Genomic DNA, 25,132 nt, shown 5'->3' on the forward strand with positions numbered 1-25,132 from the left:
GCCCGCTGATCTGTCAGATGACCTACGTCGTGTCAGCCGCTCTGGAGCGCGTCACGTAGCGAGGCCCGCGACGTGATGCCGAGCTTCGGGAAGACCTTGTACAGATGCGCACCGACCGTGCGCGGTGACAGGAACAGCCGGGCACCGATCTCCCGATTACTCAGCCCGGTCGCGGCCAGCTCGGCGATCTGCCGTTCCTGCGGGGTCAGCGCGGCCACCGCGGCGCGGTCCGCGCGGGTCGGCCTGCCGGCGGCGCGTAGTTCGGCTCGGGCCCGTTCGGCCCAGGTCGCGGCGCCGAGCAGGTCGAACGCGCCGAGTGCCTCGGTCAGCGTCTGGCGCGCCAAAGTCAGCTCGCGGGCGCGCCGCAGCCACGCGCCGTACGCCAGACGGATCCGCGCCAGCTCGAACGGGAACGCCCGACCGGCGGGATGCGCGACCGCGGCGACGAACAGCGCACCGGCCTCCTCCCGCGGCGCGGTGATCGCCAGTGCCCCGGCGGTGAGCAGCGCCAGACGCGGCGACAGCGCCGGCAGGCCCGCATCCCGGGCGGCTTCGGCGTGCGCGAGGGCGGCCTCGTGCCGGCCGGTGTGCGCGGCGGCCTCGACCAGGTCGAGCAGCGTGCGGGTGGCCTGCTGCGAGTAGCGGGAGAACGTGCCCGGGGCGGTGATTCCAGCGGCGTAGGCGTACGCGGTCTCGTACTCGCCTTCGCTCAGTGCCGCGGCAGCGCCGATCGCCTCCGCGTACTCGGTCAGGAACCCCAGCCCGCGCGGCCGCCCCCAGGCGTCCACGGCCGCCTGCAGGTCACGGGCTCGGGCCAGATCACCGCGGTAGGCGGCCAGCAGGCCGAGGAACGCCCGGAACGACTGAGCGAACAGCGTGTACCCGTGCCCGGCGGTCAGGTCCAGGCCGCGACGGCCGGTGCGCTCAGCCTCCGCCCACGCGCCGGCGCCGATCTGGTCAAGCATGACCATCTGGAGCAGCACCATCACGCTGGTGACCGCGCCGGCCTCCGTCTCCCGGTCGACCGTCCGCAGCAGCAGCTCCCGGTGGTCGCCGAGAACGCCCACATAGTAGGCGGAGACGGTCAGCCGCATCACGTCCCACGGCGCGCGAGCGGCGGGATCGGCGAGGGCGTCAGCGATCCGTTCCGGTATGCCGTGACCGCGCTTCACCAGGTCGCCCCACGCGTCCCGGGCAATCGCCGTCGACGGGCCCATCCGGTCGCCGAACCGGTCGAACAGCGCGTCGGTACGCTCCCAGCGGACCGGGTCGGCAGCGAACTGGCTGATCGCCAGCATCAGGCTCAGCGCACGTTCGGTCAGCTGTTCGTCGGCGACTCCGGACTCCAGCAGCGCGGTGATCCGCCGGTGATTCGCGACGACCTCACCCTCGCGGTAAAGCGCCACGTACCCTGCGGTGATCTCTGCGGCCGGGCCGTCCAACGCGGCGTCCTCCGCGAGGCCCTGTGCGGTGTCGAGCAGACCGGCCTGCCCGGCGACGTACGCGGCGTCGGCCAGCCGCCGGGACCGGTCGGCGGGTCGGCGGCTGAGTTCCGCTGCGCGGGTCAGCCAGGTGATCGCGGTCGCCGCACCGCCGCGCCGCGAAGCCGAGACGGCCGCCTCTTCGAGGGCCGCGGCGACGTCGTCGTCCGGGTCGACGGTGGCGGCGGCCAGGTGCACGGCCCGCCGTTCCGGGCTGTCGCGGTGCAGCTCGGCGAGGTCAGCGTGGGCGGCCCGGCGTTCGTGCGGGGTCGCGGCCTGCACGACGGCCGAGCGGACGAGGGGATGCCGGAACACCGGCTCCCCGGTGGCCGGGTCCGGGGCCAGCAGGCCCGCCTCGACCGCCCGGCCGACGCCGCGCATCCGGTACCGGGCCGCGCCGACCCTGCGCGCCGATCCGGCACCGGTGCCGTCCAGCGCCGCCAGCAGCAGCTCGCCGCGCTCGGTCGCCGGCAGGCCGCGCAGCCGCGTGCCGTAGATCTTCTCCAGCCGCCGCGGCAGCGCGATCGCGCCGGTGTCCAGCAGTTCCGCCCGGGGCAGCTCGATCAGCGCCAACGGGTTGCCAGCCGCGGTCTTCAGAATCATGTTCCGGTGGTACGGGCTGAGCCCGGTCTGCTGCAGGTCCAGCAACCGGGTGGAAACCTGCTCGGTCAGCGGCTCCAGGTTCAGCTCCGGCAGCCCAGCCCCGTCGAGCGGTGACGACGCCTCGGGGCGCACCGCGACTGCCACCCGCACGGCCGTACCCGCGAGGCGCCGCGCGGTGAACGCGAGGACCTGTGTGCTGGGTACGTCCAGCCACTGGCCGTCGTCGACGGCCAGCAGCAGCGGGCTGGCCGCCGAGACGAGGGTCAGCAGGTCCAGCACGGCGATGCCGAGCGCCATCACCTGCGGGGCGGCGGCGGCCGTACCGGTGAACGCCGCGTCGATCACCGCCCGGTGCGCGGGATCCAGGCCTGCCGCGTCGGGCAGCAACGGAAAGACCAGCTGATGCAGCCCGGCGAACGCCAGGTCCCGCTCCGCCTCCGCCCCCGCGCAGCGCACGACCCGGAACCCGGCCGCCGCCGCTGCCAGCTCGTCCAGCAACGCCGTCTTGCCGAGGCCGGCCTCCCCCCGGAGCACCAGGACCGGCCCGGCCGCGTCGCCGAGCAACGCCAGGAGCCGGGACCGTTCCTCGTCCCGCCCGATGAGCTTCCCTTGGCCCACGCGGGAACCTTATCCGGCGACAAATCCCCAGACGGCCCTACCGGACACCGGGTGATGTGACGATCAGTGGCCGGCCGGCTCCGTCGCCAGCCCGGCCGACAATTCCTCGGCGCGGTGGGCGAACAGGTGAGCCTCGCGCTCGGCGGACAGCGCGCGAGCCCGCTCGGCGGCGGCCTGGACGACGGCGGTGGGCTCGCCGCGTGCCTGCATCATCCGTGCCCGCAGCAGGAGTATCAGGCCTTCGGGGTAGCGCTGGCCGTAGGTGTCGAGGAACGAGTCGGCCCGGTCGAGGGTGGCGGTGGCCTCGGCCGGCATCCCGGCCGCCAGCCACATCTCGGCGAGCAGTCCGTACCAGGTGGCCAGGCCCGAGCGTGGCGGGTCGAGCAGGGTCGCCGCGATGATCATTTTGGCCTCTGTCGCGGCGCCGGCCGGGTCTTCGCCGGTCACGGCCCGCGCCCAGCACCGGGCCAGTCGCTGGTAGCTGCCGAGGAAGACGAAGGAATGTTCCGGGTCCACCGCGATTCCCCGTTCCGCTGCGCGTAGTGCCCAGGCGGGGTCGCCGGCCAGCGCCGCTACCGTGACGGCGAAGGCGGCCCAGACCGTGATCGCGTAGGAGTCGCCACACGCGGCGGCCTCCAGCCTGTCGAGCAGCACCCGCGCCCCGTCGACATCACCGTGCAGCGCGGTGTTCAACGCGAGCATCACGGGCGAGAGCAGCTGCAGGTCGTGCCGGAGCGGATCATCCTCGCGCTGGGCCAGGCCATCGAACATGATCGAGTTGGACTGGCTCAGATACCGGAACGCCTCGCCGATGTTGCCGACGTCCCACTGGTGGATGCCCCAGGCGTGCCGGCCGTAGGCACGCACGACCGGGTCGGCGGACGCCTCGCCCTGATCGAGCAGCCGGCGCGCCAGCCGGCCGGCGCGGTCGAGCTGGATGCCCTGGGAGCACGCGGCCCAGCGGGAGAAGAGGAAGTCGGCTGCCTCCCGTTCCCGGCCGAGGTCACGAGCCAGCTCCTCGGCGCGCTCCAGCAGGTCGACCGCGGAGCCGACGTACCCGGACCGCATCCCGACGACCGCGGTGAGCTGCGACAGGGCGGACAGCTCCCGCTCCGACATGCCCGCTGTCCTCGCCACCTGCGCGGCCGACACCAGCTGCCGTGCGGCGGCCTCGAACGCGGACTTGGCCGCGGCCCGGCGCCCGGCGCGCTCCAGCGCGCTCGAGGTCCGGGCCGGGTCCGCGAGTGGGCCGGCGGCCCACAGGTGGTGGGCGAGGCGCTCGGCGACGGACTCGCCGTCGGTGTCGGAGCGCTCCAGCGCGTCCGCGACGCGCAGGTGCAGCCGGGTGGCGCGCAGCGGCGGCGTCGTCCGGACGACCGACTCCCGGACCAGGTCGTGCGCGAAGCGGAACGAGAACGGGTCCCCGGGCGTGGGCTCGAGCAGACCGAGCGCCTCCAGGGGCTCGAGGCGGTCGATGCAGGTCTGTGCGTCAAGGTCGGCCGCGCGTGCGAGCAGGCCGAGGTCGATCTCCCGGCCGATGAGCGCGGCGATCTGCAACAGGCCGCCGGTGTCGTCGTCAAGGCCCGCCATCCGGTCGCGGACGACATCCCGCACGGTGGACGGCACACCGGCCCGCGCCGCGGCATCCTCAGTGAGAACCCCGCCGTCGGCGAGGAGCCGGGACAACTCCCGCACGAAGAAGGGGTTGCCAGCAGTGCGGGCATGGATGCTTTGGGTAACACCGACGTCGGGGGTCTGACCGGTCTCGCGGCGGACGAGCTCGGCCACCTCGGCCGCGTCGAGCGGGCCGAGCCGGATCCGGCGGTGCCGGGGCAGCCGGCTCGCGGCGGCGAGCATCCGCGCCAGCTCCGAGCCGGGCACGGGCACACGGTCGCGGAGCGCGCCGGTGATCACAGCGCCGCCCGGCGGGCGGGCCGCCAGGTGACTGAACATCTGCAGCGAGGCGACGTCCGCCCACTGGAGATCGTCGATCACGAGTACCACCGGCCGCCGCGCCGAGACCTGGCCGACGAGGGCGACAACCCGTTCGAACAGGCGGAACTGGGCGCCGCTGTCCGGCAGCACCGGCGTGGCGGGAACGCCGCCGCGCGGCTCCACGAGGCGGCCGAGTTCGCCGGCGTGCCACTCCTCCCGCGCCGCGGCGGGCAGGCTGTCGAGGACCGTGCCGACCGCCTGCACCCACGGCCACATCGACGGCGTCCCGTCGCCCTCCAGGCAGCGGCCCCAGACAACGAGCGCGCCGCGCCTGTCCGCCTCCGCGCCGGCCTCCTCCAGCAGGCGCGTCTTGCCCACCCCCGGCTCACCCTCGACGACGACGAGCCCCGTGCCGCCGGCAAACACCGAGTCCACCGCGTGCCGCAGCACCGCGAGCTCCTCAGCTCGGCCGATCATGCCGTCGGCGGTCGGTGTCTCGAGGGAAGGAGCCCGCGGCTGCTCGGCGGACGGCTTCCCGGCGCTGCCGACGAGCGTGGGCAACTCGGTCGGTGGTTGCCCTGACAGCGGCCCGCCTGCGTGCCCGCCCGCCGTTCCCGCCGGCGCGCACGCCGTTCCCGCCGGCCCGTCGTCGTCCGCGCCGGCCGATGCCGCCGAGGTCGGTGGCTGGCCAAGGACCCGCAGGTGCGCGGCCCGCAGCGCGGGCCCGGGATCGATGCCGAGCTCCTCGGCGAGCCGGGCGCGGACCGTCCCGAACACTGACAGCGCCTCAGCCTGCTGACCGGCTGCGGCCAGGGTGAAGACGAGGCTTGCCTGCACGGTTTCGTGCAACGGCGCCATCCAGGCGGCCAGACGCAGGGGCTGGAGCACGAGCTCGGGTTGGCCCAGCGTCACCGCGAGCTCGGCCGCCGGTACGCATGCGTCGAAGAACTCGTCGTTGATCGCGGCGAAGAGCGACACGGCGGTCGATCCGTGGGTCAGCCCGCCACCCGCGGGGCCGTGCCAGAGCGCCAGCGCCTGTACATAGCAGTCGAGCGCCGCATCGAGGCGCTGCTCCGCGAGGCATGTCCTGGCCTTTCCGGCGATTTCCCGGAAGGTGACGACGTCCAGCATGCCGGGGTCGGCCGAAAACAGGTAACCGTTGCCGCGGCGCTGCAGGTACGAGCCGGTTCCGCGGGCCGGCAGCGCGGGCTCCAGCAACCGCCGCAGCGTGCCGATGTATTTCTGGAGGATGTTGACAGCCGATGCCGGGACGTCGTCCTCCCAGATCAGGTCGATCAGCTCGCTCGTGCTGATCGGCCGGCCCGCCCGGATGAGGAGCAGCGCGAGCAGGCAGGCCTGTTGCCGGGGCCCGGCACCCAGCTCGACGCCGCCCCGCCAGATCCGCAACGGACCGAGAATCTGGAGGCAAAGATTCCTGCCGGGAGACGACTGTTCAGGGCTACCGGCACGGACAGGACGCAATGACATGGCCACGCCTGTTGCTACTCCCGAATCGATGAGGACAGATTGCCAGTCGCGCGGGTCCCGTTTGCTCGCAATGTCTGCAGGGCAAAGTTTACGTCCGGAACCAGCCCGCCGAGATCTGTTACTCGAGGTGGCCGCGGACCCGGTACCCAAAGACACCGGCCCTGCGTACCGACCCGCGTCCCGGCGCTGGCACGGCTGACCATCCATCAGTCGGATTGCGTGTGGGCTGGTGCGGGACGGAGACCAGGCGCCGATGGGGGCGGGTCCGCGCCTTCGCGCAGGCCGTGACGGGCGTAGAAGCGCCGCAGTGGCGACGGCGCCCACCAGTTCGTGTTCCCGAGCAGGCGCATCGTGGCCGGTACGAGCAGCGCCCGGACGATCGTCGCGTCCACCAGGACGGCAATGATCATCGCCACCCCGATCAGCTTGATGAAGGTGATGCCGGAGGTCGAGAACAGCCCGATCACGACCAGGATGAGTAGCGCGGCACTGGTGATGATCCGGCCGCTGCGCTGCAGTCCGACCGCGACCGCCGTGGTGTTGTCGCCGGTCCGGTCGTACACCTCGCGGATCCGGGACATCAGGAAGACCTCGTAGTCCGTCGACAGCCCGAACACGATCGCGAGCACGAGGATCGGCTGCGTCGCCTCCAGCGTCCCGGTGGGTGTGAAGTTCAGCGGACCGGACAGGTGGCCGTCCTGGAAGATCAGGACCAGTGCGCCGAACGAGGCGCCGAGCGACAGGATGTTCATCACGATCGCCTTGATCGGCAGCACGACCGAGCCGAAGGCGAGGAACAGCAGGACGAACGTCGCGCCGACGATGATCAGCGCCATCCAGGGCAGCAGGTCGGCGGTGGTGTCGAGCTGGTCGGTCAGCTCCGCGGTGAAGCCACCCACCAGCACCTCGCCGCCAGGCGGTGCGGGGACGTTCCGGATCCGGCGCACCAGGTCCCGCGCCTGCGCCGAGATCGGGTCGTCCTGGTAACTGACGGCGACCCGGGTGACACTCCCGGACTGGCCGGTGACCTCGGCTCCGGTCACGCCGTCGACGTCCCGGACCGCGGTGACGTATCGCTCCAGCCCGGCCTGTCGTTCCAGCCCGGCGCGGTCGGATGAGGTCACGATCGCCTCGATCGGCAACTGGCTGTTGCGGACGAAGTCCCGGTCGACGGTCTCGGAGACGACGCGGCTCTCGGTACCCGCCGGGAGCACCCTGGGGTCGACACCGCCGAACTCCACCCGGAGAAACGGCGAACCGGCCAGCAGCAGGACCGCGAGCACCCCGACCGCGTAGATGACCGGGCGCCGCATGATGCTGTGCGCGAGGCGGTACCAGAACCCGTGCTCGACCTCGCCCGCTGTGGGAGCCGGGCGCGGAATGCGACGGAACCGCCGCACGGAGAGCGCGTCCACCCGGTGGCCCAGGACCCCGAGCAGGGCGGGCAGCACGGTCAGCGCCGCCACCATCGCGACCACGACCGCGGACAGCCCACCGAATCCCATCGAGCGGAGAAAGGGCATCGGGAAGATCAGCAGCCCGGACAACGAGACCGCGACGGTGACGCCGGAGACCGCGACGGTGTGGCCGGCGGTGGCCATCGTCCGAACGATCGCGTCCTCGACGCCCAGCCCACGGGCGATCTCCTCCCGGAACCGTCCGGTCATGAACAGGCCGTAGTCGATCGCCAGACCCAGCCCGAGGATCGTCACCACGTTGATCGAGAAGACCGAGACGTCGGTCAGGTAGCTCAGCCCACGTAGCGCGGTGAAGGCCCCGAGGATGGCCAGACCACCGATCACGAGCGGCAGGCTCGCCGCGGCCACGCCGCCGAAGACGACCACCAGCAGGACGAGCAGCACCGGTATGGAGATCGTCTCGGCACGGCCGATGTCTGCCGCCACCCGCTCGCCGATGTCGCGGCTGACCGCGGTGTAGCCGCCGACCTGGGTCTGAAGGCCGGGAGCGGCCAGCCCGTCCTCGATCTCCTTCAACCCGTCGACGCGCTGCACCTCGTCGCCGGCCACGGTCAGCACGGCGTAGGTGGAGCGCCGGTCGTCGCTGACCAGCGCCGGGCTGTTCGTGCCCCAGTAGGTGATCGTCCTGGTCACCACGTCGTCCGGGAGCGCGTCCAGTGTCCCGGTCACGGCCCGCCGGAACACCGGGTCGTCGACCGTCGCGCTCGGGCTGCTGTAGAGAACGACCAGGTCATTGCCTGTTCGGCCAAGTGTCGCCTCGGCACGGTCGAGCGCACGGGCACTCTCGCTGGCCGGATCGTCGAACCCACCGGTGGTCAGCGCACCGAACACCTGCGTACCCCAGATGCCCCCGAACGCGGCGAAGGCCACGGCCAGGCTGATGACCCATCGCCGCCGACGGAACATCGCCCGTCCCAGTCGCTCGAACATTGCTGCTCCCTGGACATTCTGCGCGACCTCTGGTCGCAGTACGGGCACAGGCGGCAACCTGCCGCGCGCGGGACGGGCGTCACAGGCCTCGATGGGCGAGCCAGGCGAGGGCCTCGTCAGCGAGTTGGCGCCAACCGCGGACAGAGCCGGCGGACCGCCCTGACGGACCCTGGCGGGCACGGTATTGGGCCTTGCCCTCGACGATGAGCGGCGGAAACGGCATGTATCCACAGGCAGTGGATGAAGACCACGGGCTTCCTGATGGTGAGACCTCGCCTCCAGAGCCATGGCTGGACGAACCCACAACAGCCGTGCCCGACCGCATGCACCTGCCTTTGATCACACTAGGTCGACTCTCTTGATGACAACTGGACGCTTAGTGGATTCGGCGCCGCCTCCACCCGGCCCACCGGTCGCCGGACAGGGTTGGTGCGTGGTGGTCGCGGGGCTACGGCCACCGACGGGACGAAGCCGGGGACGACGGAACGCGGACGCGGCCCGGAATACACCGAGGTAGCGGCGCCCGGCGTGGAGGTGGAAGGCCCGGGGCCCCAGGTACGGAAGCGATACACAGATCGTCAACAGCCCGGTGGTGTGCGCGGGCCGCGCACTCCGCACAACTCCCATCAGGTCTCATCGGGAAAGGCCGACGAGCTTGTCCCAGCCCACTGTCGTCCTCGTCCACGGCGTCTTCGCCGACGCGTCCAGCTTCGCCAGGGTTGTTCCCGAACTGCTCGCCGACAGCGTCAGGGTGCTGGCACCCGCCGTCGGCGAACCGCTCACTCCTCGGTCCGGCGGTCGCCGCGTGGCGCACCAGGCCCTCGTGGGGCATCGTGTCCGCCTCGGATCACACCATCAATCCGGTGTCTGCCTGACCTGCACCGACGCCGGATAGTCGGCCCCGAAGGTGACGGCCGCGCCCTCGACCGCGACCTCGGCGGTGGCCGGTGAGGCAGAGGGCTCCGGAACGGGCGTAGCCGGAGGCTCGGGAGCAGACCCGGACCGGAGCGGCAGATCCCAGCTGACGCCGTGCCAGTAGCGAGCCGTCTCGCTCGTCTGCTTCACGATCCGGTCCGGACCGGCTGGGTGGGTGGGGCAGCCGGCACGGTCGAGTGACGGATCGAGGTCGTCAGCTGTCGGTTCGCACGGACCGTGGACCGCGGGCTCAACACTGGCTCCAGCCATGCGACGCGGCCACACAACACGTGGGCCGCACCGTGGGGACATGTCAGCATCACAGGTCCAACGGATTCGTCCCGAGCGTCCGCGCCACGACCCGCGTCCTGCCCGCGGACGAGGTCCGGTCATCGTCCGGTCCGACCCGCCCGCGAAGGTCGACGGGTCGCCGCGGCCGACAGAGACGGTCGCCGCACCGGCCACCCCCGTCGTCGGCTGGCGGCGGCTGTGGGCCGCGGCGCTGCTCGCAGGGTTCGTGACCGTCGCGGCGATCCAGCCGCCCCGCGAGGCACGACCGCCGACGCAACCGCCGTGGGTGGACGTCGTCAGCGCCGGCGCCCTCGTCCTCCTGGCAGCCGCGTTCGTCGCCCTGCTGGCCGACCACCGATGGGGCTTCACCCTCGCCGTGTACGGCAGCGCCGGCTTCCTCCTCGTCTCAGCTGTGTGCCCGGCGTGGAACCACCACCAGGCGGGAACGTCGTGGATCGGTCAGACCGGAGTCGCCACAGCGATGCTCCTCGGCTCGCTGGTCGGGCGGGAGCGGACCGGCTCGGCCGGCCGAGCCGGTCCGCTCAGATCGGCAGGGGCCCGGTAGACGGCGGCCGGGCGCCTGCGGTCAGGTGCAGCGGTCCGCCAGCATCCGGGCGGTGGTCCTCACCTCCGTCAGCAGAGCGGGGTCGTAGGTCCCGGAATCGACCCGCAGCCGGAGGAAACCGACGGCCGTGGTGACCCGTTCGAGGTCGCCGGCGTACTCCCCGGCCGTACCGATCCGGCCGTAGAGCTTCTCCTGGGGCGGTGTGAGGTCGCGGGCGAGCGCCTTGATCTCGTCCGGTGCGCCGGGGTCCGCCTGGGTCAGCCGCAGGGTCGCTATCAGGTCCGGGGCCAGCGTCTGGCAGGCACCGGGGGCGAACGACCCGGCTTCGGGCAGTGGCGGAGGTCCCTCCCCGCCGCAGGAGGCCGCCACGCCGACGATGACGGCGACCGTAATGGCGGCCGAGGCGGCTCGCCGGAGTCTGGTCATGGTCGTGCCGCCCTGTCAGCTCGAACCCGAGGTGGGCAGGCCGACGTACGGGAACCATCCGCGGAACCGCACGTCGGGCCCGTCGACGCCGTCACCGAGGCCGGTGACCGCCGCCGGCGGGTTGGGCAGCAGGGCGCCTTCGACAGCCTGGAGCGAGATGTCGACGACGTCATCGCCCAGCCGTCGGCCGTTCGGGTACCCGCCGGTGTCGCCCCCGAGGACGCCGAGCCGGTTCGGTTCCGCGGTCGGCGGGATCGACATGTTCAGCCGAAGCTGCTCGGAGGGCGCGATCTTCGCCGGGTCGACGTCGGCGTTGAGCGCGTGTGCGTTCAGGTCGACACCGAGGTTGGCCTTGTTCACACCGGTCAGGTACACCGCGACGAGGTCGTTGCGCGGTGTCGCCGGCGCGGGGATCTTGTAGATCGCCTCGATCAGCTTCGGCAGTTCGGGCTTGGTGACGAAGTTCAGGAACTGGGCGTCCCGGGCGGGAGTGGAGGCGTTGAACCGGTCCTTCTGGCCGACCGGCACGACCACCTCGTTGACGAGCGGCGAGCCGAGGCGCGAGACCTGCGACCAGTTACCGAAGGACATCCGCATGCCGGAGCCGTCGGTCGGCCCGTAGATCGAGGCGCTGCGCCGCTGGGTGCTGCTCCACACCCCGATCACCGGGTTGCGCGCCGGGTCGCCCTTGAGAGCCAGCTCGGTCTTGGGGACCTGCAGCACGACCGAGTTCACGTTGAACCCGGCGAGGCTGTCCTGCCCGACCTCGGACAGGTCACCGCCATAGAGCAGGTCGAACACCCTCAGGTCGAGGAAGAACGGGTCGTCGGCCTGTCCGGCGAACGTCTTGGCGCCGCCGGGCAGTTCCTTCAGGGACGCCGTGCGCAGCGCCAGGTAGTCCGGCATGGACGCGTCGCCCACGAACGAGGGCGCGACGGGCACCTTGTCCGCCAGCACGGTGGTCTTGCCACCGGCTATCCGCTCCAGCTTGTAGGTCTGCCGGAAATTCAGGTCCGGGTCGTCGAGCGAGGTGACAGGCCCGGTGTTGTAGAGGAACGTGTTCTGGTTCTGATAGGTGCTGGCGAACGTCCAGCGGTAGGTGATGTCGGGCTTCGCGTCGCCGTTGCTGTCGACATTGATGTCGTACTGGGCGTCGGTCGCGAACGGGTAGAAGTTCGGTCCGCCGGCGGGTTCCTGGAAGGGCAGCCAGTTGGCGACGAGCGTCACCGAATCCGGGTCGTCCGGGCTGACGAAGGCGTAGGTGTCGGTGTTGTCGACCGTCGGGTCGCTGCTGATCAGCGGGGCCTCCCGGTGGCTGGACGCGTCAGCGGCCGTCGGTGCGAGGGTCACCGCGGCGCCCGTCGCACCGAAGAGCAGGGCGGTCGCGCCAGCCAGAGCGCGCCGCCGGGGCAGCCGTCCCCGCCGTCGGCGGCCGGGCGTGCCGTCGCGTGCGGATGTCAGTCGGCTCATGGTTCTCCCTCACGGATCGACGGACCGGACGGATGCGCCTGTCCGGTGAACGTCCGTGGTTCGGTGATGAGAGGAGCACGGATCGTGTCGGCTACCTGACATCATTTCTGCGTCCCAGGTGCAGTCCGCGACCGCCGCGGATCCGAATCGCTGGCGAACGACCGGCGGGACGGAAGCGGGGAGGACACGCATGAAGCGGCGACTGGGCGGCGGGGCGAGTCGAGCGCGGGTGCTCGCCGGCCTGGTCTGCGTGGCCGGCCTGACAGGCGCGGCTGTGCTGGCCATGGTCGGCCCGCCGCTCGTCCGGGATGACTCGGGCCACGGTGTCGCGCCGACGCCGACCGGAGCGGCGGCCGTGGACGAGGCGTGGTCCTCCGCGGGCAGGGCGGCGGCCGCACCCGTCGCGAGTCTGCGTGACCGGCTCGACCAGGTGCCGGGGGACTGGCCGGCCTGGGCCGAGCTCGGCCTCGCCTACGTCGAGCAGGCCAGAGTGACCGGTGATCCGACGTCCTACCCACGGGCCGACGGGGCGTTCGCCCGCTCGCTGGAACTGCGTCCGGTGGACAACGACGCCGCCCTCGCCGGGCAGGCGGCGCTCGCCGCCGCACGTCACGACTTCCCCGGTGCGCTGCGCGCCGCGAATGCCGCGGTCGCCGTCAACCCGTTCAACGCGACCGCGCACGGGGTGCGCTTCGACGCGCTCGTCGAACTCGGGCGCTATCCCGAAGCGTGGCAGGCGGCGCAGACCGCGGTCGACCTGCGTCCCGATGTCGCGTCGCTGGCCCGGGTCGCCTACGCGTTCGAGCTGCGCGGCGAGATCGACCAGGCGGCCGCGATGCTGCGGCGGGTAGCCGACGACGCGACGTCGGCAGCCGATGCCGCGTTCGCCTACTTCCATCTCGGTGAACTGGCGCGGCACTCGGGCGACCTCGTCGGGGCGGACGAGGCCTACCGGCGCGGGCAGGCGAGCGACCCGTCATCGGTGTCGCTGCTCGTCGGTCGTGCCCGCGTGGCCGCCGCCCGGGGCGAGAGCGAGGCGGCCCTGGCGGACTACGCCGTCGCGGCCACTCGGAGCCCACAGCCGTGGATCGTCGCCGAGTACGGAGAACTGCTCGAATCGTTGGGCCGGCCCGACGAGGCGAAGCGGCAGTACTCCCTGGTGCGTTCCACCGCGGAGCTGATGCGCGCGCAGGGAGTCGAGGTCGACGTCGAGCTGGCGCTGTTCGAGGCGGACCACGGCGACCCCGCCGCCGCGCTGGCCGCGCTGTCCCCGGCGCCGGGCGGCGAACCGCACCGTGCCGGGGTCTTCGTGGACGACGCTCGCGCCTGGGTGCTGCACCAGCTCGGCAGAGACGACGAGGCGCTGCCGTCCGCCGAGTCGGCGCTCGGCCTCGGCACCCGCCGAGCACTGTTCTCCTACCACCGGGGCGTCGTGCACGCCGCGCTCGGCCGGACCGACGCCGCGGTCGCGGACCTCCGGGCGGCGCTGGACACCGACCCGCACTTCTCACCGTTGCACGCGCCCCGGGCACAGGCCCTTCTCGCGTCCCTCGACGCGAGTGCCCGGTGACCTCGCTGCGTCGGGCAGCCGTCCTGGCCGTGACGGTGGCCGCGTTCGTCCTGACGGCGGGCGGATCCGCGTCGGCACATCCCCTCGGGAGTTTCACCGTCAACAGCGCGAGCGTGCTGCGGGTGGGCATCGAGGAGGTTCTCGTCGACGTGGTCGCCGACTTCGCCGAGATACCGGCGGCGCAGGTCCGGCCGGACGTCGACGCGCTGGGAGCCGCCCGCTGGCGGGAAGCGGAGTGCGCCCGCACGGCCGGACGGGCGACGCTGGCGGTCGACGGCCGGGCCCGCCCGCTCGTCCCGATCGGCGGCTCGCTGTCGTTCCCACCGGGCGACGGCGGGCTGTCGACGATGCGGCTGGTCTGCCGATACTCCGCCGAGACCGCCGGGGCAGCGGACACGACCACGACCACGACGATTCGGTACACGCTGGCCGCGTACGCCGACCGGGTCGGCTGGCGGGAGACGGTCGCGGTCGGGGACGGCACCACGGTGGTCTCCTCGGACGTACCGTCCCGCTCACCGACGAACCTGTTGACCCGGTACCCCGACGACCCACTGGGCGGCGGTTCCGACGTCACTCGCGCGACGCTGACCGTTCGTCCGGGCGGACCCGCCGCGGCCGACCCGTTGTCGCAGGCGGGCGCCATCGGCACTGGAACGCCTGGTAGCGGTGCGTCAGACGAGGCCCGGCAGGCGGCCGGCGGCCTCGCCGGTTGGGTGAACGGCCTGGTCGAGCGGGACTCCTTCTCACTCGGCCTGGGCGTGCTCGCACTGCTCGCCGCGGTCGTGTTGGGGACAGCGCACGCGTTCGCCCCCGGGCACGGCAAGACGGTGATGGCGGCCCGGATCGTCGGCGGCTCGGCGACAGGACGGCAACTCGCCGCCACCGCCGGAGCGGTCACCCTCACCCACACCCTCGGCGTTCTCGTCCTCGCGGTCGTGCTGTCGGCGTCGAGCGGCTTCGCTCCGGAGAAGATCTATCCGTGGCTCGGTGTCGCGAGCGGGCTGCTGATGATCGGTCTCGGTACCAGTCTGCTGCGGTCAAGGCTGATCATGTCGCCGTATCGCGACCTACTGACCGCGGGCCACGACCACTCGAATAACCACCGCCATGAACACGACCGTGGACACAGCCACGCCCGTCCTCACCGCGACGACAGCCATCACCACCACCACGGCAGCGGCGTTCACAGCCATGGACACCACGACCACGGCCCTTCGCACGGTCATGGTCATGCGCACCAGCACGGTCACTCGCATGGCGGGCGCTGGCACGTGCACCCGCCCGTCACCGATCAGCCGAGGCTACGCGGCCTGCTCGCCGCGGGACTCGTCGGCGGCATGGTGCCGACGCCGTCGGCCGTCGTCGTGCTGCTTGGAGCGGTCGCACTGGGGCGGGCGTGGTTCGGGGTCCTGCTGGTTCTCGCCTACGGCGTGGGAATGGCGGCGACGCTGGTCGGCGTCGGGTTCCTGCTCGACCGCACACTCATCCCGCTGCTCCAGCGCACCCAGACGCTGGTGCCGGGATTCGCCGCGGGCCTGCGCTGGACGCCGGTGGCGACAGCCGCCCTGGTCGTGCTCGTCGGCGCCGTCGTGGCGCTGCGTGCCGGCAGCCAGGTCACGATATGACTCCAGGCGGATCACAGGGTGGCAGGGTCTACGGCTTGCGTCCGATACCGCCCGCCACCAGCCTGACAGCCAGTGGGTACGGCTCGACGACCGGTACGGCGGGCCGCCACAGCGGGTTGTAGACCACGCCTGGCTCGACGAGGTTCAGTCCGTCGAAGTAGGAGGTGATCTCGTCGACCGAGCGGAAGCGCCCCCTGGTCAGTTCGTTGAGAAGCACCTGCTCGATGGGCGCGGTCTCCGCTCCGTGGTCGACGAAGTGGGTCAGGAACAGGTAGCTGCCCGACGCCATCCGATCGACGTATGCGCGGACCAGGCCGGCCGGGTCCTCGTCGTCGTGGACGTGGTGAACGACCGCGAGCATCAGAAGCCCGACCGGCTTCGACAGATCGATCAGAGCAGCCACGTCCGGGTTGCTCAGAATCTCGTCGGGACGTCGGAAGTCCGCGGTGACGACCGTGGTGTTGTCGTTCTCTGCCAGCAACGCCCGGCCGTGCGCCAGCACGATTGGATCGATGTCGACGTAGGCTACCTTCGAATCGGGTGCGATTCGCTGGGCGACCTGATGGGTGTTCTCCGCGGTCGGAAGACCGGACCCCAGGTCGATGAACTGGCTGACGCCCTGCTCCACCATGAACTCGACGCCACGCCGGAGCATCTGCCGGTTGTACTGCGCGGACGTCTTGCCATCCGGAATCACCTGGATGAGCTGGTCGTGGACGACGCGATCAGCAGGGAAGTTGTCCTTGCCGTCAAGCAACGCGTCATAGACCCGGGCGATGCTGGGCACCGAGATGTCGATCCCAGACTCGATCCAGGTCGAGATGTGTGCCTCGTCACGCACCTTCAGCGGCGTCGAGTCTGGTATGCCATGCCGACTCTCACTGTCAGGCAACGCTCCCCCTCTGGATCAGGACGGGTCACCTCCGCACCCGGCCCGGGCCTCACGAGAAGCGGAAGTGACGTAGCGCGTTCGATCCTAGTAAGGCGGGCTCGTTGGCCGGGTCGAGGCGTCTCCCTTCTACCCTGGCTCCGGCGTCGATGCTCGAGGTGGAGCAGGTACTACCAGCCATCTTCGTGGCGCTGTACATCGTGGGCTGCGCGCTGGCGATCGCAGGCGCCCCGGCTTCCTGACAGCCGTCCCGTGGTCCGCCCTTACCTGTCAGTCAGTGCCCGGCGCGCCGAGTAACAAATCGTGGTCGCAGAGTCTGGCAGCGGACAGCGTGGGCCCCACAATCAGTTCAGGAATCCCGCCCGGTCCATGGTTGCCCTCGACTGGTGGGTGCCGTCAGCGACGCCGACAGCGACAGATCCTGCCATGATGATCCAGTGAGCCTCGTCGCCGTGGGAATCCGCATGTGGTGCGAACTCGATTCGGCCGGCCCGGTGGCTTCTCTCCTCCGGCGTCCGGATGGCCACATCGACGCCTACAGTGGGCTTTCTTTCACGGTGCACGAGTTCGCCGAGCTCTCGGACGGCCGTGAGGTCACCCTCCTGGATGACCGGGGCTGGGGCATGTCAGGCAGGGGCAGGACCCCCGACGAGCGCCTGTCCGAGCTGACGATCGAAGAGATCGAGCGCACGGTGTACATGGTCCTGCTGCCGGACTGGGCCGACGTTGACCACCCGCTGCCGCCGGACCTCGCGGCGGTCGAGGACAGCGGCGGGGCGCAGGACTGGGACCTGCTCGCGGAACGGCTCCGCGCGTTCGGGGTGGTCGTCACGCCGGCCGAGCTCATGCGGGTACCGCGCCGTCTCGACCTCGGCGACCGGCTTCGGGCGAGAATGATCGGATAGGGCGTGCGACGTCCGACGACATTCGTCGCCGGGGTCAGGGCAGCCGCACCGCGACCCGGAGCACGCGGGTCACCTGGGTGGCGCCGAAGTTGTCGTCGCTGAGCACGTTGACGATCGCCGTGCCGCGATCGACCCCCGGGGGTCGATCGCGAGTGCTTCGTAGTTGTCCATCAGCGGGTTGACCTGGGTGCCCGGGGTGGTAACGCCCAGGGTGGGGCAGGCGGTGAGGTCCGCGACGAGCCGCTTACCCACCAGCGCACGCTCCGGGAGCGCCGCAGGTCGGGCACGGTGGTGACGTCCGCGCCGCGGCCGGCGGCCGGCACCGAGTACAGGGCGTTCCGGTTGCCCACACCTGCGGTGAACGAGGCCTCCAGGACAAGGAGCCCGTCCTCGCCGTAGGCGGCGACCTCGGAGATCCGCTGCCCGGGTTCGACCTGGTAGCCGAGCTGCCTGCTCAGCTCGTACCGACCGGTGGAGCTGAGCCGGTACACGAGGATCCGCCGGGTCCGCGCCTCGCCGGTCACGGGAGCGTCCCACGACTCCTCCTCCGGTCGATTCCACTCTGCCGAACTCGCGGAACATCGACGGGCCCCGGCGGTGTCCTCCATGGGTCTGCTCCATGAACGCATCCCGGCTGACCGCGGGTACCCGCCACGGGCGGGCATTGGACGGATCATCGGCGCGCCCGACGCATACTCCGTATCGTCATCTCCGGCCTGCTCGTGCCGCCACTGTGTTGCGGTCGCGCCACAACCGCGACAGCAATCCGACCACCCGCCGGCGCCCGGAAATAGCACCTCGGTTAACCGTATGGCTCGTCGAGAGTTTTCCGTGTCGAAAGACACCTGTACACGGAGCGTGCTGAAGACTTCAATCGCCTGTAGTTCTCCGTATGCCCTGACTTCCTACACTGCGTGACGACGGGTTACGAACGGGGCAGTTCTCGTTGGCGACCGGTCCACGATGCCGTGTACCACAACCGGAACGTACGGAGATGGATCAATGGCCCGACACCATCGAAGAATCACTCGTGCCGCGGCCGTCGCCGCAGCCGGAGCACTCGTGCTCACCGGGATGGCCACCGCCGCGCACGCCGCTTCGCCCCCGGAGACCAACACCGTTGCCGGGGCCGACGAGCGATCGGGTGGTTCGACGGTGCGTTTCGCCACCTTCAACGCCTCGCTCAACCGAGCCACGGCGGGAGAGCTGCGGACGGACCTGTCAACACCCGATGACGTCCAGGCGCAGACAGTCGCCCAGATCATCCAGCGGGCCCACCCCGACGTACTTCTGATCAACGAGTTCGACCACGACCCGCTGGCCGTAAAGCTGTTCGCGGACAACTACCTGGCCAGGAGTCAGGAAGGCGCTCAGCCGGTCAGGTATCCCTTCCGGTACATCGCGCCGAGCAACACCGGAATCGCCTCCGGTTTCGACCTCAACAACGACGGCCAGGTGGTCACCGTCCCCGGAGCGCCGGGCTACGGCGACGACGCGCTGGGTTTCGGAGCCTTCCCCGGGCAGTACGGTCTGGTCGTCTACTCCCGGTTCCCGATCGACGTCCGGCAGGTCCGGACCTTCCGGGACTTCCGCTGGAAGGACATGCCGGGCGCACTGCTGCCGGACGACCCGGCGACGGCGGCGCCCGCGGACTGGTACTCGCCGAAGGAGCTGGCGGCCGTCCGGCTTTCGTCGAAAAGCCACTGGGACGTGCCGGTCCAGGTCGGGCGGGACACGGTTCACCTGCTGGTGAGCCACCCGACACCGCCGACCTTCGACGGGACGGAGGACCGAAACGGGCGGCGCAATCACGACGAGATCCGCTTCTGGGCCGACTACGTCCGGCCGGGCGGCGGTTCCTACGTCTACGACGACCAGAGCAGGCGCGGCGGGCTGCGACCGGGCTCGCGGTTCGTCATCGCCGGTGACATGAACGCCGACCCAGTCGATGGCGACAGCGTCTCCTCGGCCGCCAACCAGCTGCTCCAGAGCCGCCAGGTGAACGCCTCGGTCATCCCGTCGAGCGCGGGCGCCGCCGAGGCGGCGGTACTGCAGGGCGGCGCCAACGCCACGCACCGTGGCGACCCGGCCCACGACACGGCCGACTTCGCCGACACCGCGCCGGGCAACCTGCGGGTCGACTACGTGCTGCCCTCCCGCGATCTGGCCCCGGCGGGAGCGGGCGTGTTCTGGCCGGAGACCGCCGATCCGCTCTCGCGGCTGACCGGGAAGTACCCGTTCCCCAGCTCCGACCACCGGCTCGTCTGGCTCGACATCAGGCCCCGTCGCGCCTGAGCCGAATGGCGGTTCTGCCGGTCATCGCGGACTGCCGGAGCGGGATCGACCCGTTCCGGCACGTCCTCGCAGCGGGCGGATAGCGGCAGGCGCGGCACGCGGATCCGGCGCTACAGCGTCGAATAACGGAACACCGTCGTGGGGAGGAGCAGGAAGTTCAGCTCCCCCCGGCCGAGAACGAAGCCGCCGAGGGTGCCCCACAGCGACAGCACCTCGATCTGCAGGAAATTCGCCGGGTCGGCGGTCAGAACCACCATGACATGGTGCAACGGCTGACCCGCGTGTTCGACCATGATGACGTCGCCGGCCTGGATGTTGTTCGCGGGGGCGGCATTCGCGCAGTTGATCTGCTGCACGCCGCCTGCCGTCAACAGGTTGTACACGGCGGTGTCGGGGTCCACGGCTCCGTACGCGTGGGTCAGTTGGGCGACCGTGACCAGACCGGCTTCTGCCGCGGCTACCAGTACCGCCTCCCAGCAGTTGATGGTCGCGTTGTCGCCGATGGGATTCGCCAGTGGCGCCGCGCCGTTGATCCAGGCGTTGAAGGCCACACTGCGGCCTTCTCTCCAGGTGTACGCGCCGCGCCGGGCTTGCATCCGTGCCCGCAGGGCCGCCCGCCGCGCTCCCGCCGGTGCTCCTGCGGCCACTGCCGCGACCGGCGCGGCGGCCGGAGCCGTGTTGGGGATGGCCAGGGCGGCTTCCTGATTACTGATCTCGATCCGGACGACGCTGGGCGTGATACGCGGGTGGGCGTTGATCGCCGCGATCGACGGGTTGATGAGATTCGCGGGTGGCCCGGCGGGATACCTCAGCAGAAGCTCCGCCAGGAACATGTTCGTGTGCTCACGGTCCTGGATCTGCTGGCTGGTCGCCCTGGCCGGAACGAACCAGCTGACCGGCTGACCATAATTGAGAACGATCTCAACGTCGTCTCCTATGATTGTCACGCGCGCCCCTTTGGTCACCAAGGAATGAATGCCGTCCACGACTTCACCCCGATAGTCGGGGAAGGTGCCATACGGCGACCTTCGCCACCTTCGCCGATCTGGGATTCCCTACGTAACGAAAGCGCGACTCAGGTTCACCTGGGTAAGCAGATGTCCATTTTGACTGGAATAACCTATCTTGCCGATGGAGACCGCGAAGACCAGAGACCACACAGTGCCGACTCGGCGCCCGCAACGGGGCCGCCCCCAACAACAACACAACATCACCACAACCCACACATGACGTAGGCGTCAGAGATCTAGCCTGGACTCGCGCGTCGCAGCATTCTTCCCGATGAGAGGTTCGTCCGATGAGGGCCATTTCGGCTCCGACTCTTCTACCGCTCGGCCATCCGGTCGACGCTGCCGACGTCCGGACACTCGTCGACGCCGTCGCGGACGCGGGGTTCGACGGGGCGCAGCTGACGAGTTCGCACCTCGCTGGCGCCGTCGCTGACGGTATGACTCCGGAGGAGTTCTTCGGTTACCACCGGGACAGGGGGCTGACGGTCCCCACTGTCGAGGTTCTGATGGAATGGGTCACCGCCGACCGACAGGAGATAGCCGAGCAGGCCCGACCACTTCTCGACATCGCGCAGTGGGCCGGCTCCCCGACGGTTATCGCGACGACGCTGGAGGCCGAGGTACCGTCGATCGCCGGCGTGGCGGAGCGGCTGGCGTACCTGTGCGATCTCGCGGCGGAGCGGGGTCTGCGGATCAGTTTCGAGTTCCTGCCGTGGTCGGTGGTGCCGAACATCAGGGCGGTGACGCGGCTCCTGGATGCGGTGGACCGCGACAACCTCGGCCTGGTAGTCGACATGTGGCATTGGTTCCGCCAGCCTGGTGGGCCCGATTACGACACCCTGCGTGACGTGCCGGCGGAGCGGATCCATGTCCTTCAGCTGTGTGACGCGCCTGCGCGGCCGGCCGACGACCTGAGGACGGAGACGATCACCGCCCGCCTGCTGCCCGGGGACGGCGACGCCGACATCGAGGCTGTCCTGGATGTTCTCGTCGCGACCGGAGCCGATCCCGTCGTGGCGACAGAGGTGTACTCCGCCTCGCTCGCGAGCCTGGGGCCAGCCGAGATGGCGCGGCGCGCGTTCGCCGCCACGGAGACAGTTCTCGGTGGACGTTTTCCGTCCCACGGCACGAGTGGTTGAAGGCGCGGCGCACGGCGCGCGCGGGTTGGGATCGTTGATCGGGTGACAGCGCGGTCGGGTTGCCGGCCGTGCTCGCGGCCCGGCGTCCCCGTGTCCCCGCGTCCCGGCGCCGAGCGGATCACCTGATGGAACGCTGACCGGCCGCGGGCAATCCGGCACAGCCGGTCCGTCATGGCCCGGCTTCACCCTATTTCGCACGCTGGCCCACTGATCTGATGTAGCACTGGGTTTGTGCAGCCTCTTTCGGTCGTAATCGTTCACCGTGACCAGCCGAAGCGACTCGTCGACACCATCGACGCGTTCCGCGCGCAGGACGTTCCCGTCTCGATCACGATCGTCGACAACGGATCGGCGGTCATGCCGCCGGTCGAGGCCGCCGATGTCACGGTGGTGCTCGCCGGCAGCAACCTGGGGTTCGGACCGGCGGCCAACGTCGGCTACCGCGCGTTCCTCGCCGACGCGGACGCGGGAGAGTGGGTGGTGCTCGCGCCGCACGACGCGCTGCCCGAGCCCACCTGCCTGAGTCACATGCTGGGCGTGCTGGCGCAGCAGCCGCGAGCGGGTCTGGCCTGTGCGGACGTCGGCGACGGAGCGACGCCGGTCATCGACCCCTACTTCGGCGGGATCCTCATGCCCGCGAGCGTGGACGAGGGCTGGGAGCCCGCCGGGCACCCGCACGGCACGCTGATGTTCGCCCGCCGTGCCTGCCTCGACGAGATCGGGATCTTCGACGAACGCTACTTCGCGTACTGCGAGGAGGCGGACCTCGCGCTGCGGGCGAGGTCCGCCGGCTGGGAGTCCGGACTCGTGCGGGGCGCGATGGTCAAGAACCCGAACATCGGCTCCACCGCCGCGGCGATCGACTACCTGCAGCTCCGCAACACCCTGCTGCTCGTGCGGGACCACTCCGGCCGCTACCACGCGTTCATCCGGTTCTGTATCGCACTGTGGCATCTCGCCTCGGGCGCGGTCGTCCCGGCCCGGCGCGGCCCCTACTGGAACCTCGAAGGACGTGTCCACGGGCTCCTGGACTTCGTCCGCGGGCGTTTCGGCCCTCCCCCGCCGCATCTACTCGTCAAGCGCTGACTCGCGCGATACGGGCCCGTTCGCCAGGCGCGGTCAGGACAGGCGCGGTCAGGACAGGTAGGTCGCGCCGAACGCCTCGAGGAACTCGAGCGTGGCCGCGGACGACACCGATGGGCTCGACACCACCACGGCGGTCACCCCGGCCTTCTCGATCTCGGCGATCGCCTCACGGTGGCGGTCGGGCTCGACGGTCGGCGTCGCGATGGAGCGGTCCTTGTAGGAGTACTGCACATCGATCGTGTCCGACCGCCCGGCGGCCGCGGCGGCGTCCCGGATCTCGTTGATCATGAAAGCCAGCTCCCCCAGCGAACCGATGGAGGTCGTCCGCACCGCCGCGCTGAGCTCCGGCGGGCCCACCAGCGGCATCCAGCCCTGCGCCCGCTGCGCGATGCGGCGCCGGCTCAGCTTCGAGTTACCGCCGATCCAGATGGGAATCGGGTCCTGCACCGGTCGGGGCCGGGCGATGACGTTCCGGGCGTCGAAGTGCAGGCCCTTGTAACTGAACGGCTCACCGCTCCAGTGCATCGGCAGCACGTCAAGGATCTCGTCGAACAGCGTGTTGCGCTCGTCCATGTCGACTCCGAGCGCGAAGAACTCGGTCTTCATGTACCCGGTGCCGAGCCCGAGCACGATCCGTCCACCGGAGAGCTTGTCGACGGTCGCCGCGGCCTTGGCGAGCAGGAACGGGTTCCGGTAGGGCGCGACGGAAAGGTTCGTGTGCAGCCGCAACCGCTGGGTCGCGGCGGCGACATGGCCGAGCGCGACGAACGGATCGAGGCTCTGGTGCCCGCCGGAGGCCAGCCATCGGGCACTCGGGGCCGGGTGCTCGCTGAGGCAGAATCCGTAGAATCCGCCCGCTCGGCTGCTGCCGCGACCTCGGCCAGCGCGCCGGCGTCGAGCATGTCGCGGTCGGTGCCGTTGGTCTCGGGGTAATGGTAGATGAAGCGCATTTTCACCTCGTCGAGAGGAACTGTCGGGAGCAGGTGACTCGGGAGATCCACCGGGGAGGATTCAAACACACCGGTTGACCCGACATGGGAGAGCACGATCGCCCGGGGCCGGGCGCGAGCCTACTCAGGTCGCTCGGCCTAGATGCTGAGGAGGAACTTGACGGTCGCCGTGGCGTTCGGGAACGACTCGGTGATTCCGGTGGCACCCCGACCACGAGCACACGCCTACCGTCGTACCTGAATGCGTCGAACAAGGTCATCCGAATTTTCCCTTCGCGCATTCTCAGCTGTGATTGTTGGCATGCCGAACGGCGTGGAACTCTGACGTGATTGACGGCGGAGGGGTAGTTGGGCCTGTATGGCCGCGGATGGCGGCCGTCGCCCTGGAATCGGCGGGGCCCATGGGGATCAGGGCCGCGTTACGGTGGCCAGACCCACACTGTGCGTGCCACCCTGTATCACCACAGTGGCACCGACCAAGCCAAGATCCACAGCCACTCTCCCTTAACTCGAGCCGCCTTCGCGGCAGTAGGATGTCACCAATATGAGCGCCGCGGCAACACCCAGCCCAGACCGAAGCGCGGCGACACCGCCTCGCCGGCGCTACGACAGCCCGCGCCGGCGGGAGCTGGCGGCTCAGACGCGCGAGCGGATCGTCGACGCCGGCTCGGCCCTGGTCCACAGCTTCCCCGCGTGGGACTGGCGTGATCTGACGTTCCGTGCGGTCGCCGAGCGGGCCGGCGTCGGTGAACGCACGGTCTACCGGCACTTCCCCACCGAGGCTGATCTCCACGACGCCGTCCTGCGCCGCCTCGAGGACGAGGCGGGTGTGAGCTACGAGGGCCTCGACCTCGATCGCCTCCCCGAGGTCACCGCACGCGCCTTCGCGACGCTGTCGTCCTACGCGGTTCCACGGTGGACCCCCACGAACCCCGCGCAGGCGACGTCGATACCCAAGGACCAGCGCCGCCGCGAGGCGCTTGTCACCGCCGTCGCTCAACACACGGCCGACTGGCCCGAGGCCCAACGCGTGATGGCCACCGGCATGCTGGACGTCCTGTGGCACATTCCGTCCTACGAGCGGCTGACCACGATGTGGAACCTCGACGGCGATCAGGCGACCCAGGCCATCGCCTGGGCCATCGGCCTGCTGGTGGACGCGATCCACGACGATCACCTTCCCGGCTCCGCCGGCCCGGGCTCCAACCAGGGCTGATCACTTCCGCCAGAAGCGACGGCCTGGGTTTACTCCCGAACCCTGACCTCGGCCGGGTTCACCGCAACGTCTACATTAGTGACATCGTTCTGTCGCGAAGCGGACCTGCACCGGGAGGATCCCTGTGGATCTGGGCTTGGCGCCCACCACCGCGGTGGCGCACGGACGGCTCCCGGGGCATCGGCCCGACCACGGCCACCCGCTTCATCGTCGACGGAACCAATAGCGGATCCGAGATGCGAGA

Annotated in this window: 18 protein-coding genes and 1 pseudogene; 8 read left to right on the top strand and 11 right to left on the bottom strand. The window is 70.6% G+C overall.

Annotated elements, in window-relative coordinates:
- Nucleotides 1-32: 32 nt before the first annotated feature.
- The 5 genes from AC559T_RS11425 to AC559T_RS11445 all read right to left on the bottom strand — a co-directional run bounded on the left by AC559T_RS11425 (nt 33) and on the right by AC559T_RS11445 (nt 9,598).
- On the bottom strand, nt 33-2,702 hold the full coding sequence (locus tag AC559T_RS11425; protein ID WP_498868677.1) for a helix-turn-helix transcriptional regulator: 2,670 nt from the start codon (nt 2,700-2,702) through the stop codon (nt 33-35).
- Nucleotides 2,703-2,765: 63 nt separating this feature from the next.
- Nucleotides 2,766-6,125 (bottom strand): AAA family ATPase, encoded by a 3,360-nt coding sequence (locus tag AC559T_RS11430; RefSeq protein ID WP_498868678.1) that lies wholly within the window; start codon nt 6,123-6,125, stop codon nt 2,766-2,768.
- 206 nt (nt 6,126-6,331) lie between these two features.
- A complete protein-coding gene (locus tag AC559T_RS11435) occupies nt 6,332-8,533 on the bottom strand; it encodes an MMPL family transporter (protein ID WP_498868679.1) in 2,202 nt (733 codons plus the stop codon).
- A gap of 633 nt (nt 8,534-9,166) precedes the next feature.
- A complete protein-coding gene (locus tag AC559T_RS11440; RefSeq protein ID WP_498868680.1) occupies nt 9,167-9,316 on the bottom strand; it encodes a hypothetical protein in 150 nt (49 codons plus the stop codon).
- 72 nt (nt 9,317-9,388) lie between these two features.
- Nucleotides 9,389-9,598, bottom strand: coding sequence for a hypothetical protein (locus AC559T_RS11445; RefSeq protein WP_498868681.1), 210 nt, complete (start codon nt 9,596-9,598; stop codon nt 9,389-9,391).
- A 160-nt stretch (nt 9,599-9,758) separates the two neighbouring features.
- Between AC559T_RS11445 and AC559T_RS11450 the strand changes: the two genes are divergently transcribed.
- Entirely contained in the window at nt 9,759-10,304 is a 546-nt protein-coding gene (locus AC559T_RS11450; RefSeq protein WP_498868682.1) for a hypothetical protein, read from the top strand.
- A gap of 21 nt (nt 10,305-10,325) precedes the next feature.
- Here AC559T_RS11450 and AC559T_RS11455 read toward each other — a convergent pair whose 3' ends face one another.
- Both AC559T_RS11455 and AC559T_RS11460 read right to left on the bottom strand, forming a co-directional pair.
- Nucleotides 10,326-10,730, bottom strand: coding sequence for a hypothetical protein (locus tag AC559T_RS11455; protein WP_020464201.1), 405 nt, complete (start codon nt 10,728-10,730; stop codon nt 10,326-10,328).
- Nucleotides 10,731-10,745: 15 nt separating this feature from the next.
- The gene (locus tag AC559T_RS11460; RefSeq protein ID WP_112109090.1) at nt 10,746-12,200 is read right to left on the bottom strand and encodes a DUF4331 domain-containing protein; all 1,455 of its coding nucleotides are present in this window, start codon (nt 12,198-12,200) and stop codon (nt 10,746-10,748) included.
- Between the two features lie 190 nt (nt 12,201-12,390).
- Here AC559T_RS11460 and AC559T_RS11465 point away from each other — a divergent pair, with 190 nt between their 5' ends.
- The gene (locus AC559T_RS11465; RefSeq protein WP_498868683.1) at nt 12,391-13,770 is read left to right on the top strand and encodes a tetratricopeptide repeat protein; all 1,380 of its coding nucleotides are present in this window, start codon (nt 12,391-12,393) and stop codon (nt 13,768-13,770) included.
- Nucleotides 13,767-15,398: a HoxN/HupN/NixA family nickel/cobalt transporter gene (locus AC559T_RS11470; protein ID WP_498868684.1), complete on the top strand. Its 1,632-nt coding sequence runs from the start codon at nt 13,767-13,769 to the stop codon at nt 15,396-15,398. The genes AC559T_RS11465 and AC559T_RS11470 overlap by 4 nt, the downstream gene beginning before the upstream one ends.
- Before the next feature lie 28 nt (nt 15,399-15,426).
- Here the strand turns inward: AC559T_RS11470 and AC559T_RS11475 are convergent, their stop codons facing one another.
- Nucleotides 15,427-16,239, bottom strand: a complete 813-nt coding sequence (locus tag AC559T_RS11475) for an SAM-dependent methyltransferase (RefSeq protein WP_475600918.1) — start codon at nt 16,237-16,239, stop codon at nt 15,427-15,429.
- Between the two features lie 485 nt (nt 16,240-16,724).
- On the opposite strand from AC559T_RS11475, the gene AC559T_RS11480 reads away from it, so the two are divergent.
- Complete coding sequence (locus AC559T_RS11480; protein ID WP_243657687.1) at nt 16,725-17,192, top strand: hypothetical protein; 468 nt, start codon at nt 16,725-16,727, stop codon at nt 17,190-17,192.
- A gap of 170 nt (nt 17,193-17,362) precedes the next feature.
- On the opposite strand, the gene AC559T_RS11485 is transcribed toward AC559T_RS11480, so the two are convergent.
- On the bottom strand, nt 17,363-17,716 hold the full coding sequence (locus AC559T_RS11485; protein ID WP_498868685.1) for an esterase-like activity of phytase family protein: 354 nt from the start codon (nt 17,714-17,716) through the stop codon (nt 17,363-17,365).
- Between the two features lie 478 nt (nt 17,717-18,194).
- Between AC559T_RS11485 and AC559T_RS11490 the strand changes: the two genes are divergently transcribed.
- Entirely contained in the window at nt 18,195-19,487 is a 1,293-nt protein-coding gene (locus AC559T_RS11490) for an endonuclease/exonuclease/phosphatase family protein (RefSeq protein ID WP_498868686.1), read from the top strand.
- Between the two features lie 110 nt (nt 19,488-19,597).
- Here the strand turns inward: AC559T_RS11490 and AC559T_RS11495 are convergent, their stop codons facing one another.
- The gene (locus tag AC559T_RS11495) at nt 19,598-20,473 is read right to left on the bottom strand and encodes a hypothetical protein (protein WP_498868687.1); all 876 of its coding nucleotides are present in this window, start codon (nt 20,471-20,473) and stop codon (nt 19,598-19,600) included.
- A gap of 311 nt (nt 20,474-20,784) precedes the next feature.
- Here AC559T_RS11495 and AC559T_RS11500 point away from each other — a divergent pair, with 311 nt between their 5' ends.
- Both AC559T_RS11500 and AC559T_RS11505 read left to right on the top strand, forming a co-directional pair.
- Complete coding sequence (locus tag AC559T_RS11500; protein ID WP_498868688.1) at nt 20,785-21,636, top strand: sugar phosphate isomerase/epimerase family protein; 852 nt, start codon at nt 20,785-20,787, stop codon at nt 21,634-21,636.
- Nucleotides 21,637-21,867: 231 nt separating this feature from the next.
- Nucleotides 21,868-22,722, top strand: coding sequence for a glycosyltransferase (locus tag AC559T_RS11505; RefSeq protein ID WP_368951918.1), 855 nt, complete (start codon nt 21,868-21,870; stop codon nt 22,720-22,722).
- Nucleotides 22,723-22,770: 48 nt separating this feature from the next.
- Here AC559T_RS11505 and AC559T_RS11510 read toward each other — a convergent pair.
- Nucleotides 22,771-23,672 (bottom strand): annotated as a pseudogene (locus AC559T_RS11510) (LLM class F420-dependent oxidoreductase).
- 544 nt (nt 23,673-24,216) lie between these two features.
- On the opposite strand from AC559T_RS11510, the gene AC559T_RS11515 reads away from it, so the two are divergent.
- Nucleotides 24,217-24,888: a TetR/AcrR family transcriptional regulator gene (locus AC559T_RS11515; protein ID WP_498868689.1), complete on the top strand. Its 672-nt coding sequence runs from the start codon at nt 24,217-24,219 to the stop codon at nt 24,886-24,888.
- Nucleotides 24,889-25,132 lie beyond the last annotated feature (244 nt).

The sequence above is a fragment of the Frankia sp. Hr75.2 genome, assembly GCF_949319125.1.
GTDB classification, from domain to species: domain Bacteria; phylum Actinomycetota; class Actinomycetes; order Frankiales; family Frankiaceae; genus Parafrankia; species Parafrankia soli.